Origin of the sequence: Pseudomonas sp. efr-133-TYG-5 (assembly GCF_030209175.1) — a bacterium.
GTDB lineage: Bacteria > Pseudomonadota > Gammaproteobacteria > Pseudomonadales > Pseudomonadaceae > Aquipseudomonas.
The window spans coordinates 620,658-633,959 of the sequence record NZ_JARVSM010000004.1 but is presented as its reverse complement, the minus strand read 5'-3'; the positions used below and the strand labels follow the sequence as shown (position 1 = coordinate 633,959).

The window sequence follows — 13,302 nt, the reverse complement described above, 5'->3', positions numbered from 1 at the left end:
ACCATGCCTACTGCCGTTGCTGTTGCCGATTTCCGTTCCTTTCCGTTGATCAGCGCGCTGAACGGCGTGCAGAACCTGGCGGAGCAAGTGCTGATCGAATGGGCCGATGGCCGCATCAGCCCGTTCCACCACGTCTGGCTGCGGGACAACTGCCCGTGCCCGGACTGCGTCTACAGCGTCACTCGCGAGCAGGTATTCGAGATCATCGATGCGCCGGCAGACCTCGCCCCCGCGGCCGTGCGGATCGATAGCGACGGCTACCTGCGCATCGACTGGCAGGACGGCCACCGCAGCCGCTTCGATGCCGGCTGGTTGCGCGCCCACGCCTATGACGATGACTCGCGCGCCGAGCGCCTGGCGGCCAAGCCCAGGGCGTACCTGTGGCGCAGCGACCTGCAACTGCCGGTATTCGACTATGCAGCGCTGATGAACGACAACGCGGCGCTGCTGCAATGGCTTATCGCGGTGCGTGATATCGGCCTGACCCAGGTGCGCGGCGTGCCCACCGCACCCGGCTCGCTGCAGCTGATCGCGCAACGTATTTCGTTCATCCGCGAGAGCAACTTCGGCGTGCTGTTCAACGTGCAGTCCAAAGCCGATGCCGACAGCAACGCCTACACCGCTTTCAACCTGCCGCTGCACACGGACCTGCCGACCCGCGAGCTGCAACCGGGCCTGCAATTCCTGCATTGCCTGGTGAATGACGCCGAGGGCGGCGAGAGCATTTTCGTCGACGGTTTCGCCATTGCCGACGCCCTGCGCGAGGAAGATCCGCCATCGTTCCAGGCGCTGTGCGAGATCCCGGTGGAATTTCGCAACAAGGATCGCCACAGCGACTACCGCTGCCTGGCACCGATCATTGCCCTGGATGCCCTGGGCCGGGTTACGGAAATCCGCATGGCCAACTTCCTGCGCGGCGCGTTCGAGACCTCTGTGGAGCAGATGCCGAAGCTGTATCGGGCCTATCGGCGCTTTATCGCCATGACCCGCGAACCGCGCTTTCGTTTGATGCAGCGACTCAACCCCGGCGAGCTGTGGTGCTTCGACAACCGCCGCACCCTGCACGCGCGCAACGCCTTCGACCCGGCGACCGGGGCGCGGCATTTCCAGGGGTGCTACATCGACCGCGATGAGCTGTTGTCGCGGATTCTGGTGTTGCAACGCTAGAGTGCGTCATCGTTCTTCGCGAGCAGGCTCGCTCCCACACTGAAATGCATTGCAAAGGTGGCAGCGAGCCTGCTCGCGAAGACGTCAGAGCCAACCACACCTCTCTCCCGGACTCACAGGCAAAAAAAGCCCCGATACAAGCCGTGACAGGATCGGGGCAGAGGGTACTGTTGAGGAGCTGCCAGGCGAGGGTGACCAAACCTTCGTGAAGCGAGCTGAGGCCAGTGTGCCCACTCCCCTCGCCGCCGGGTTAGCCGAAAACGACCTGTTCATAGCCGTCGCAGCCACTGCGACAAATCGCCCTTGCCGTGCCTGCGCGTGGCTACCAGAATCGAACCACGACCTCCGTTGCCGAAGAAGGATTCGCGTCATGATGTACGCCGACTTGATTGATCAGGAAGACCTGTTGGGCCAGCTCAAGGCATTGGGGTTTCAGGTGCCGAGCGGTTCGACAGCCGAGCAGGCCTGCGAATGTGCGGTGCGTGGCCTGGATAACGTGCGCGCGTTTGAATTGCGCAAGATGGTCAAGGACATGTACACCAGCGGCGCCAGTATCCAGCCCGCGGTGCGTCAGGCGATCGACAAACAGTTGTTGCCGGCACTGGCGCAGTTCCAACAGACCCACAGCGCCTGACAGGCGCCATCGCTGGCCAGCCAGCTGCCACAGGGTTTTCGGTGTGACCAGAATATCTGTATCACCACGCAACCTGTGGCAGCCGGCTGGCCAGCGTTGCGACTCGGTTCAGAGCCTTACGCTGGCAAACGTCGACTCATTGCGCGCCTGACTCAACGCCGACATCGGCCCGGACAGCGGCGACATCACGATGGCCTGCGGCAGCGGCATCATCGCCACCTGCTGGGTGGTGTTGGAGCCGACGCGCTCGTCACGCGGCGGAATGCCGAAATATTCGCGGTAGCACTTGGAGAAGTGCGGCGTCGACACGAAGCCGCAGACCGAGGCCACTTCGATGATCGACATCGGCGTCTGCTTGAGCAGTTGCCGGGCGCGGATCAGGCGCAGCTTGAGGTAATAGCGCGACGGCGAGCAGTGCAGGTATTTCTGGAACAGCCGCTCGAGCTGGCGACGCGACACGGCGACGTACACCGCCAGTTCGTCGAGGTCGATCGGCTCTTCGAGGTTGGCCTCCATCAGCGCGACGATTTCCTGCAGCTTCGGCTGGTTGGTGCCGAGCATGTGCTTGAGCGGCACGCGCTGGTGATCCTGCTCGTTGCGAATGCGCTCGTAGACGAACATTTCCGAGATGGCGGCGGACAGTTCACGGCCGTGATCGCGGCTGATCAGGTGCAGCATCATGTCCAGCGGCGCGGTGCCGCCGGAGCTGGTGAAGCGGTTGCGATCGAGGGTGAACAGGCGTGTGCTCATGGCCACGCGCGGAAAGGCTTCCTGCATCGCCGCCAGGCATTCCCAGTGCACGCTGCAATCGAAACCGTCGAGCAGGCCGGCGCAGGCCAGGGCCCAGCTGCCGGTGCACACCGCGCCAAGACGCTTGGACTGGCGCGCCTGGCTCTGCAGCCAGGACACGTGTTCGCGGGTCACGGTGCGTTGAATGCCGATACCGCCGCAGACGATCACGGTGTCCAGGGGTGGCGCTTTGTGCATGGAGGCGTCAGGGGTGATTTGCAGACCGTCACTGGCCCAGACCTGGCCACCATCGACAGTGAGGGTGCTCCAGCGATACAGCTCGCGACCGGACAACTGGTTGGCCATGCGCAGTGGCTCGACTGCGGAGGCCAGGGAAATCAGCGTGAAATTGTCCAGCAGCAGGAAGCCGATGGATTGAGGCGCACGGTTCTGGGGTTGGGCCCCGGAGTTGAACGACGTCATCGCGGTATCTCCTCACACAAAGCGGGTGATGGCCTCAGGCGGAGGCTCTTGTTATTGCCATCGTTCTCGCGTGGGAGACGGGCTTTGTTATGACAGAGCAAATGCCATGCCTAAAATTGAATGTGTGTTCAATAACTCCTGAAAACGACGTCGCGATGTGTCTATACAAGACGTCCGACCAGGACTTGTTCGAAGTGCCATCAGCGGCTGCCAGGGCCCTGCCCCGTGGTGTGTGAGCAGATCGGTAGCACTTGTGGGAACTGGCTTGCGCGCGATTGTCGGACAGTGTCACCACAAGCACGGGTGACGGACGGTAGAAGGGGTGAATCGCGGGTAACAGGTGGGAAAGACTCTTATCTGTTTGCGACGCGCTAAAAGGTGGCGTGGATGATTGACCGTGTTCACTTAGCGCGCAGTTTTGACTGGTCTGGCCTCATCGCTGGCAAGCCAGCTCCCACAGATTCTGTGGTGATACAGAAATCCTGATCACACTGAAAATCCCTGTGGGAGCTGGCTTGCCAGCGATGGTAGCGACACGGTCTCAGCACTCGACCGCGCTGACGGCCAGACCACCGCGCGAAGTCTCTTTATATTTGTCATGCATGTCGGCGCCGGTATCGCGCATGGTGCGGATCACCCGGTCGAGCGAGATGAAATGCTGGCCGTCGCCGCGCAACGCCATCTGCGCCGCGTTGATCGCCTTCACTGCAGCAATCGCGTTGCGCTCGATGCACGGCACCTGCACCAGACCGCCGACCGGATCGCAGGTCAGCCCGAGGTTGTGTTCCAGGCCGATTTCCGCGGCGTTGCACAGTTGCTCCGGCGTCGCGCCGAGGATCTCCGCCAGCCCCGCCGCTGCCATCGCGCAGGCCGAACCGACTTCACCCTGGCAACCGACTTCGGCCCCGGAGATCGAGGCGTTCTTCTTGCACAGGATGCCCACCGCCGCCGCACCGAGGAAGTAGTCGACGACGTTGGCGTCAGTCACCGCTTCGCTGAATTTCATGAAGTAGTGCAGCACCGCCGGAATGATCCCCGCCGCACCGTTGGTGGGTGCGGTGACCATTCGCCCGCCGGCGGCGTTTTCTTCGTTGACGGCGAGGGCGAACAGGTTGACCCATTCCATCGCGCTCAGCGTCGAGCCGATCACGTTGGGTTTGTTCAATTCCTGCAGGCTGCGATGCAACTTGGCCGCACGCCGCCGCACGTTCAGACCACCGGGCAGGATGCCCTCGTGCTTGAGCCCCTGCTCGACGCAATCCTGCATCGCCCGCCAGAGCTTCATCAGACCGCTGCGGATTTCCTCCTCGCTGCGCCAGACCTTCTCGTTGGCCATCATCAGTTCGGCCACGCGCAGGTTGTGGGTCTTGCACAGCTGCAGCAGCTCGACCGCACTGGAAAAGTCATAGGGCAATTCGGTGCGATCCAGATCGACCACGCCGCTGGAGGCCTGGGCCTCATCGACCACGAAACCGCCACCGACCGAATAGTAGGTGTCGCGATGAATCTCGCCGTGATCGCCCTCGGCAACCAGGGTCATGGCGTTGGGATGGAACGGCAGGTTCTCGTCGATCAGGCGCATGTCCCGCGCCCATATGAAGGGCACCGACAGACGACCATCCAGCAGCAGGGTGTGGGTTTCGCGCAACGCCTGGATGCGCGGGCCGATCTGCGACGGGTCGATTGCGTCCGGCCACTCGCCCATCAGGCCCATGATCACCGCGTTGTCGCTGCCGTGGCCGATGCCGGTGGCCGACAGCGAACCGAACAGTTGCACCTCGATGCGACGCACCTGCTCCAGTAGATGTCTGTCGCGCAACGACTCGACGAACAGGGCGGCGGCGCGCATCGGCCCGACGGTGTGGGAACTGGAAGGGCCGATGCCGATTTTGAACAGGTCGAAAACGCTGATAGCCATTGCTGCAGAGCTCCTGAGGATGCCGGTCCGGGGCGTGAAGCGCCCGCTGGCGGAGCTGCTACGCTCAAGCTGCGATCCGCCGGAATGCCCGCATCATCAGGCTTTTGTCGGGTCGTTCGGCGTCTGACACCGACGCACTCATGCTCACCAACGCCGTGCCGGTTTTCTCCCCTGTTTTCGCCGTTTTTATGCGGTTCAGATGGCCAAACGGGGCAGAAAAAAGCTGTAAACGACGTCACTGACACTGGATGCGACCATCCCTGTACTGGATACGACGCACCCTGTAGGCGTCAGATTTTCACTGGTACATGATCGTATCGACTCGATTGCAAGGCGCCGTGGTAGAGCTGTCTCCAGAACGCCATCCAACCGCAACCTATAAGTGCGGTGGTCCAGTCGGAACACTGCCAAAAAAAACACCAAGGAGTCCATCCATGAAAGGTTCCCCGTCGTTGTTGTTGGCCGCCATGCTGAGTCTGCCGTTACTGGCTCAAGCCGCAGAGCCGGCGCAGTGCAGTACCGTCAACTTCTCCGATGTCGGCTGGACCGACATCACCGCGACAACCGCCACCACCAGCTTCGTGCTCAATTCCCTCGGCTACAAGACCAAGACCACCATGATCTCCGTGCCCGTGACCTACAAGTCGCTGGCCGACGGCAAGAACATGGACGTGTTCCTCGGCAACTGGATGCCGACCATGGAAAACGACATCAAGGCCTACCGCGACGCCGGCACCGTGGAAACCGTGCGCACCAACCTCAAGGGCGCCAAGTACACCCTCGCCGTGCCGCAGGCGCTGTACGACAAGGGCCTGCATGACTTCGCCGACATCGCCAAATTCAAGAAAGAGCTCGACGGCAAGATCTACGGCATCGAGCCCGGCAACGACGGCAACCGCCTGATCCAGAGCATGATCGACAAGAACGCCTTCGGTCTCAAGGACGCCGGTTTCAAGGTCGTCGAGTCCAGCGAAGCGGGCATGCTCTCGCAGGTCGACCGCGCGCAGAAACGCGACACCGCCGTGGTCTTCCTCGGCTGGGCGCCGCACCCGATGAACAAGCGCTTCAAGATTCAATACCTGACCGGCGGCGACGACTTCTTCGGCCCGGACTTCGGTGCGGCCACCGTGGCGACCAACACCCGCAAGGGCTACGTCGAGGAATGCAGCAACGTCGGTCAGTTGCTGAAGAACCTGGAGTTCACCGTCGACATGGAAAGCGAACTGATGGGCAACATCCTGGACGACAAGATGAAGCCTGACGCGGCCGCCAAGGCCTGGCTGAAAAAGAACCCACAAGTGCTCGATACCTGGCTCGCTGGCGTGACCACCATTGACGGTAAACCTGGCCTGGAGGCCGTGAAAGCCAAGCTTCAGTAATCGCTTATGCCGGGTGGGCTCGCCCACCCGGGCTGTTTATTTCCTTGCATGCGGACGTTCACTACCATGCTGATTGATCAGAAAATCCCTTTAGGCCAGTACATCGCGGGCTTCGTCGAATGGCTGACGCAACATGGCGCCAGCACCTTCGACGCAATCGCCGTGACACTGGAAACGATGATCCACGGCGTGACGTTTGCGCTGACCTGGTTCAACCCGCTGGTGCTGATCGGCCTCATCGCCCTGCTGGCCCACTTCATCCAGCGCAAGTGGGGCCTGACAGCATTCGTCGTCGCCTCGTTTCTGCTGATCCTCAACCTGGGGTACTGGCAGGAAACCATGGAAACCCTCGCCCAGGTCATGTTCGCCACCCTGGTCTGCGTGGTCATCGGCGTGCCGTTGGGCATCGTCGCCGCGCACAAGCCGATGTTCTACACTTTAATGCGTCCGGTACTCGATCTGATGCAGACCGTACCGACCTTCGTTTACCTCATTCCTACCCTGACCCTCTTCGGGCTGGGTGTGGTGCCAGGCCTGATCTCCACGGTGGTGTTCGCCATCGCCGCGCCGATCCGCCTGACCTACCTGGGCATCCGCGATGTCCCGCAAGAACTGATGGACGCCGGCAAGGCCTTCGGCTGCTCGCGGCGCCAACTGCTGTCACGGATCGAACTGCCCCACGCCATGCCGAGCATCGCGGCCGGCATCACCCAGTGCATCATGCTGTCGCTGTCGATGGTGGTGATCGCGGCACTGGTGGGCGCCGACGGACTCGGCAAACCGGTGGTCAACGCACTGAACACTGCTGATATCGCCCTGGGCTTCGAAGCAGGCCTGGCGATCGTACTGCTGGCGATCATGCTCGACCGTATCTGCAAACAACCCGACGCCAAAGTAGGGGGTGACGCATGAGCATAATTCGCTTCGAAGACGTCGACGTAATCTTCTCCAAGGATCCGCGCGAGGCGCTCAAGCTGCTGGATCAGGGCATGACCCGCAACGAGATCCTGAAAAAGACCGGGCAGATCGTCGGCGTGGAAAAGGCCAGCCTGGACATCAACAAGGGCGAGATCTGCGTGCTGATGGGCCTCTCCGGCTCCGGCAAGTCGAGCCTCCTGCGCTGCATCAATGGCCTCAACACCGTGAGCCGCGGCAAGCTGTTCGTCGAGCACGAAGGCAAGCAGATCGACATCGCCTCGTGCACCCCCGCCGAGCTGAAGATGATGCGCACCAAGCGCATCGCCATGGTGTTCCAGAAATTCGCCCTGATGCCGTGGCTGACGGTGCGCGAGAACATCAGTTTCGGCCTGGAAATGCAGGGTCGACCGGAAAAGGAACGGCGCAAACTGGTCGACGACAAGCTCGAACTGGTCGGCCTGACGCAATGGCGCAACAAGAAGCCCGACGAACTGTCCGGCGGCATGCAGCAGCGCGTCGGCCTGGCCCGCGCCCTGGCGATGGACGCCGATATCCTGCTGATGGACGAACCGTTTTCGGCCCTCGACCCGCTGATCCGCCAGGGCCTGCAGGACGAATTGCTGGAACTGCAACGCAAGCTGAGCAAGACCATCGTGTTCGTCAGCCACGACCTCGACGAGGCGCTCAAACTGGGCAGCCGCATCGCGATCATGAAAGACGGCCGGATCATCCAGTACAGCGTGCCGGAAGAAATCGTGCTGAACCCGGCGGACGACTACGTGCGCACCTTCGTCGCTCACACCAACCCGCTCAACGTCCTCTGTGGCCGCAGCCTGATGCGCACGCTGGACAACTGCAAGCGCATCAACGGTTCGGTGTGCCTGGATCCGGGCGGCGACTCGTGGCTGGACCTGGCCGAGGGCAACACCATCAAGGGCGCCCGGCAGAACGGCTCGGTGCTGAACCTGCAGAACTGGGTGCCGGGGCAAGCGGTGGAAGGCCTGGAGCGCAAGCCGACTCTGGTCGACTCGAACATCGGCATGCGCGACGCGTTGCAAATCCGCTACCAGACCGGCAACAAACTGGTGCTGCACGACAACAACCATGTGGTGGGGATTCTCGGCGACAGCGAGCTGTATCACGCGCTGCTGGGCAAGAACCTGGGATAAAGAGAGCAGACACAAAAACGCCGCGAGACGATCGCGGCGTTTTTGTTTATCGGGACATCGAGTAATTCATCTGTGCATCTGATAGCCCCTTCGCGGGCAAGCCCGCTCCCACAGGTTCGGTGGTGTTCGCATTATTTGTGTGCGACGCCAACGGTGTGGGAGCGGGCTTGCCCGCGAAGAAGGCGGCGCGGTTTCACTGCAACACCGCGTCACTTACCACTCAGCTATAGACCCGGCCAAGGAGCTGCCGATGGCTTTCGAACTGATCGAGCACATCGCGTGTGATCTGATCCTGCGTGAAGCCCATCAGGTCGTAATCCTGGCTGCCGTTGTGCAGATACACTTCGGCGCGGTAGTAACGCTGGCGCGCTTCATCGGACTGGGCCGATTCGGTCGGCGTTGCCAGATAGCCGTCCAGGCTCACTTCGTAGACGAACGGGTTGCCCTCCTCCATCTCGACGCGCACGCCCATGCAACGCTTGGACTTGCCCAGCAGCGTCTGCACTTGCAGACCCTGGGCACGCATTTGTACGGCAGCGTCTTCCAGCGCCGGGCTGACCTGCTTGTCCATGAAACGCTGCACCACCGACTGGCTCGGTTGCAGGTCCAGCTGGGTCAGACGCTCGCTGAAACCGCGACGACCGCGCTCGGCCAGTTGCGCCTGCTCCTGTTCGATCTGCATGTCCTGGCGCATCGCCTTGTGCAGGCCGAACATGAAGCACACCAGCACCACCGAGAACGGCAGACCGGCCAGCACCACCATGGTCTGCATGGCTTCGAAGTTACCGGCGAACAGCAGACCGATGGTCACCAGGGTGATCACCACCGACCAGAAGATCCGCAGCCAGTGCGGCGCGTCTTCGTCGACGTTGCCGCCCTTGCAGGACAGATTCGCCATCATCACCGCGCCGGAGTCGGCCGGAGTCAGGAACAGCACGAAACCGACGAAGATCGACACACCGATGACGACTTTCGACGCTGGGTAATGCTCCAGCAATTGGTAGATCGCCATCGACGGCTGTTCCAGCGCCGTCTTGCCGAGTTCCACCGCGCCCTGGTTCATCACCAGATCCAGCGCCGAGTTACCGAAGATCGACAGCCACGCCAGGGTGAAACCCAGCGGGATCAGCAGCACGCCGGCGACCAGTTCGCGCACGGTACGGCCACGGGAAATACGCGCGATGAACATACCGACGAATGGCGCCCAGGAAATCCACCAGGCCCAGTAGAACAGGGTCCACAGGCCCAGCCAGCGATCGGACTTGGCGTTGTCGCCTTCATAGACATACAGGTCGAAGGTCTTCAGCACCACGCCGTTGAGGTAGTCGCCGATGTTCTGCACGAAGCCGTTGAGCAGGTGCAGGGTCGGGCCGAACAGCAGGACGAAAATCAGCAGGCCGCTGAACAGCACGATGTTCAGGTTGGACAGACGACGAATGCCGTTTTCCACGCCGGACACGGCCGCGATGGTCGCCACGGTGCTCATCACGATGATCACGATCAGCAGGTTGGTGTTGCTGTGTTCCATGCCGAACAGGTTTTCCAGGCCCGAGGACACTTGCAGCGAACCGATCCCCAGGTTGGTCACCAGACCCAGCAGGGTCACGAACATGCCGAAGCCGTCCACCGCGTGACCGGCGCCGCCCTTGACCCAACGCTCGCCCACCAGCGGATACAGCGCCGAACGCAGCGCCAGCGGCTGGTTGTGCCGATAAGCGAAATAAGCCACCGCCAAACCGACCAGGGCGTAGATCGCCCAGCCGTGCAGGCCCCAGTGGAGGAACGTCAGTTGCACGGCCTGGCGCGCAGCCAGGTTGGTGGCCGACGCGCCTTCCGGTGGATTGAAATAGTGGTCCAGCGGCTCGGAAGCGCCGAAGTACAGCAGCGAAATACCGATACCCGACGAGAACAGCATCCCCGCCCAGGCGCCGTAACTGAAATCCGGGGTATCGTCCTTGCTGCCCAGTTTGAGTTTGCCGTACGAAGAAAACGCCAGGCCCACCACAAACACCAGGTAGGCGGCGATCACCACCATGTAGTACCAGCCGAAGCTGCGCGACAACCAGGCCTGAGCCACTCCCAGCATTCTGCCGGCCTCTTGCGGGGCGATGATCAGAATGGCGGTCAACAACAGAATCAGCGCGGTAGAGGTGTAGAACACCCAACCGTTGACCGTCACCTTCTCGGGCGGGGTCTTTATAAGCGAGGCAGAACTCATGGCACAAATGCTCCAGGCAGTGCGAGAGAAGAACACAAGGCAACACGGAACCCGACCAATCGGTTAGTTGGCAGCCGACCGGCGGGTGATATAAAGACACCCCGAAATAAAGCCTGAACCTGCCGAAATGGCGTTGCGAATCGCTTTCGCGGCCATGGTCTGGACGTTCATCCGAAACCTGGCGTCGAGCGTCTTGCCCATTCAACACGTCCATCGAACAGCGAACCGCGCCATGCCCCACGCAGGTTTCAAGCTTTTTCGGATGTCGGTTTATCGCCATTTACAAGCAGAAAAAATCTGTAGGCAGCGACGATTTGTCGCAGATCTTATTCTTTGTTGATTGAACGTTCAATCAAAACAAAATAGACTGGCCCTCAATCCGATCGACGTCATTCGCCGCTCGGAAGGCCTAAGGAGATGTGCAAGATGCCCAAGGTCGGTATGCAACCCATCCGCCGCCAACAACTGATCGAAGCCACGCTGCAAGCGGTCGATCAGGTCGGAATGGGGGACGCCAGCATTGCGCTGATCGCCCGTTTGGCCGGTGTCTCGAATGGCATCATCAGTCATTACTTTCAGGACAAGAACGGCCTGATCGCCGCCACGATGCGGTATCTGATGACCGCCCTCAGCGAGAGTGTCACCGCGCGCCGTCAGGCGCTGGCAGATAACAGCCCCCGGGCCCATCTGCAGGTGATCATCGAAGGCAACTTCGACGCCAGCCAGGTCAATGGCCCGGCAATGAAAACCTGGCTGGCCTTCTGGGCCACCAGCATGCACCAGCCGTCTTTGCACAGGTTGCAGCGGATCAACGATCACCGTCTGTATTCCAACCTGTGCTGCGAGTTCCGCCGGGTGCTGCCGCTCGAAGATGCGCGCAGCGCCGCCCGTGGACTGGCAGCCCTGATCGACGGCTTGTGGTTGCGCGGCGCGCTGTCGGGAGACGCTTTCGACACCGCGCAGGCGCAACAGATCGCTTACGAATACATGGATTTCCAATTGGCCAAGCAGGTGAGTTAGAGCACAGAGAAAACGCTCGGCCCCTGAACCGCCACCGCAGTTGCATCGCGGTGGTCAACGCCAACCACTAATGCACTTGCGAGGACACTATGGCCCGTTTCGAACTGCAAAAACTCTACATCGATGGCGCGTACTCCGACGCCGGCAGCGATGCCACCTTCGAAGCCATCAACCCGGCGAACGGTGAAGTCCTCGCACTGGTGCAGCGCGCGACCAAGGAAGACGTCGAACGCGCCGTGGTCAGCGCCGAAAAGGGCCAGAAAATCTGGGCCGCGATGACCGCCATGGAGCGTTCGCGCATCCTGCGCCGTGCCGTCGACATCCTGCGTGAGCGCAACGATGAGCTGGCTGCGCTGGAAACCCTGGACACCGGCAAAGCCTTCTCCGAAACCAAATACGTCGACATCGTCACCGGCGCCGACGTACTGGAATACTACGCCGGCCTGGTGCCAGCGATCGAAGGCGAGCAGATCCCGCTGCGCGACACGTCCTTCGTCTACACCCGTCGCGAGCCACTGGGCGTGGTCGCCGGTATCGGCGCGTGGAACTACCCGATCCAGATCGCGCTGTGGAAATCCGCACCGGCCCTGGCCGCCGGTAACGCGATGATCTTCAAGCCAAGCGAAGTCACCTCGCTGACCACCCTGAAACTGGCCGAGATCTACACCGAAGCCGGCCTGCCGAACGGTGTGTTCAACGTGCTGACCGGCAGCGGCCGCGAAGTCGGCACCTGGCTCACCGAGCACCCGCGCATCGAGAAAGTCTCCTTCACCGGCGGCACCGACACCGGCAAGAAAGTCATGGCCAGCGCCTCGGCTTCGTCGCTGAAAGACGTGACCATGGAACTGGGCGGCAAGTCGCCGCTGATCATCTGCGACGACGCCGACCTCGATCGCGCCGCCGACACCGCGATGATGGCCAACTTCTACAGCTCCGGTCAGGTCTGCACCAACGGTACGCGCGTATTCGTCCCGAGCCACCTGAAAGCCGCTTTCGAAGCCAAGATCGTCGAGCGCGTAGCGCGCATTCGCATCGGCAACCCGGAAGACGAAAACACCAACTTCGGCCCGCTGGTCAGCTTCGCCCACATGGAAAGCGTGCTGGGTTACATCGCCAAGGGTAAGGAAGAAGGTGCCCGTGTCCTGTGCGGCGGCGAGCGTCTGACCGACGGCGAATTCGCCAAAGGTGCCTTCGTCGCGCCGACCGTGTTCACCGATTGCACCGACGAGATGACCATCGTCCGTGAAGAAATCTTTGGCCCGGTGATGGCGATCCTCACCTACGAGACCGAAGAAGAAGTGATCCGCCGCGCCAACGACACCGACTTCGGCCTGGCCGCCGGTATCGTCACCAAGGACCTGAACCGCGCACACCGCGTGATTCATCAACTGGAAGCCGGTATCTGCTGGATCAACGCCTGGGGCGAGTCCGACGCGAAAATGCCGGTGGGCGGTTACAAGCAGTCGGGCGTCGGCCGTGAGAACGGCATCAGCTCGCTGGCCAACTACACACGCATCAAATCGGTACAGGTCGAGCTGGGCGATTACGTCTCGGTTTTCTAAGCCCCGAGTCTTGTATTGCCTGCGAGGGCCTCTTCGCGGGCAAGCCCGCTCCCACAGGTTTGGAGTCGTCCCGCAAGTCTGTGGCTACTCCCAATCCTTGTGGGA

Annotated in this window: 11 protein-coding genes; 7 read left to right on the top strand and 4 right to left on the bottom strand. The window is 61.6% G+C overall.

Going from position 1 to position 13,302, the window contains the following annotated elements:
* Window positions 1-3: 3 nt before the first annotated feature.
* Together QRN70_RS17735 and QRN70_RS17730 are read left to right on the top strand one after the other, a co-directional pair.
* Complete coding sequence (locus QRN70_RS17735; RefSeq protein ID WP_285419234.1) at window positions 4-1,167, top strand: gamma-butyrobetaine dioxygenase; 1,164 nt, start codon at window positions 4-6, stop codon at window positions 1,165-1,167.
* Between the two features lie 370 nt (window positions 1,168-1,537).
* Complete coding sequence (locus tag QRN70_RS17730; protein ID WP_041063364.1) at window positions 1,538-1,801, top strand: hypothetical protein; 264 nt, start codon at window positions 1,538-1,540, stop codon at window positions 1,799-1,801.
* A 108-nt stretch (window positions 1,802-1,909) separates the two neighbouring features.
* On the opposite strand, the gene gbdR is transcribed toward QRN70_RS17730, so the two are convergent.
* Entirely contained in the window at window positions 1,910-3,013 is a 1,104-nt protein-coding gene (gene gbdR, locus QRN70_RS17725) for a choline metabolism transcriptional regulator GbdR (protein WP_064589578.1), read from the bottom strand.
* A 541-nt stretch (window positions 3,014-3,554) separates the two neighbouring features.
* Window positions 3,555-4,931, bottom strand: coding sequence for an L-serine ammonia-lyase (locus QRN70_RS17720; RefSeq protein WP_285419233.1), 1,377 nt, complete (start codon window positions 4,929-4,931; stop codon window positions 3,555-3,557).
* A gap of 434 nt (window positions 4,932-5,365) precedes the next feature.
* Between QRN70_RS17720 and QRN70_RS17715 the strand changes: the two genes are divergently transcribed.
* From QRN70_RS17715 to choV, 3 genes are all read left to right on the top strand, one after another.
* Window positions 5,366-6,310 carry a choline ABC transporter substrate-binding protein gene (locus QRN70_RS17715; protein ID WP_285419232.1) on the top strand — a complete coding sequence of 315 codons (945 nt, stop codon included), beginning with the start codon at window positions 5,366-5,368 and terminating at the stop codon, window positions 6,308-6,310.
* A 66-nt stretch (window positions 6,311-6,376) separates the two neighbouring features.
* Window positions 6,377-7,222, top strand: coding sequence for a choline ABC transporter permease subunit (choW, locus tag QRN70_RS17710; RefSeq protein ID WP_285419231.1), 846 nt, complete (start codon window positions 6,377-6,379; stop codon window positions 7,220-7,222).
* A complete protein-coding gene (gene choV / locus QRN70_RS17705) occupies window positions 7,219-8,397 on the top strand; it encodes a choline ABC transporter ATP-binding protein (RefSeq protein WP_285419230.1) in 1,179 nt (392 codons plus the stop codon). The genes choW and choV overlap by 4 nt, the downstream gene beginning before the upstream one ends.
* A gap of 220 nt (window positions 8,398-8,617) precedes the next feature.
* Here the strand turns inward: choV and QRN70_RS17700 are convergent, their stop codons facing one another.
* Both QRN70_RS17700 and QRN70_RS17695 read right to left on the bottom strand, forming a co-directional pair.
* Window positions 8,618-10,558 carry a BCCT family transporter gene (locus QRN70_RS17700; protein WP_285419373.1) on the bottom strand — a complete coding sequence of 647 codons (1,941 nt, stop codon included), beginning with the start codon at window positions 10,556-10,558 and terminating at the stop codon, window positions 8,618-8,620.
* Window positions 10,559-10,678: 120 nt separating this feature from the next.
* The gene (locus QRN70_RS17695; protein ID WP_285419229.1) at window positions 10,679-10,816 is read right to left on the bottom strand and encodes a hypothetical protein; all 138 of its coding nucleotides are present in this window, start codon (window positions 10,814-10,816) and stop codon (window positions 10,679-10,681) included.
* A gap of 225 nt (window positions 10,817-11,041) precedes the next feature.
* On the opposite strand from QRN70_RS17695, the gene betI reads away from it, so the two are divergent.
* Window positions 11,042-11,635 (top strand): transcriptional regulator BetI, encoded by a 594-nt coding sequence (gene betI, locus QRN70_RS17690; RefSeq protein WP_285419228.1) that lies wholly within the window; start codon window positions 11,042-11,044, stop codon window positions 11,633-11,635.
* Between the two features lie 89 nt (window positions 11,636-11,724).
* Entirely contained in the window at window positions 11,725-13,197 is a 1,473-nt protein-coding gene (gene betB, locus QRN70_RS17685; protein WP_285419227.1) for a betaine-aldehyde dehydrogenase, read from the top strand.
* Window positions 13,198-13,302: the final 105 nt, after the last annotated feature.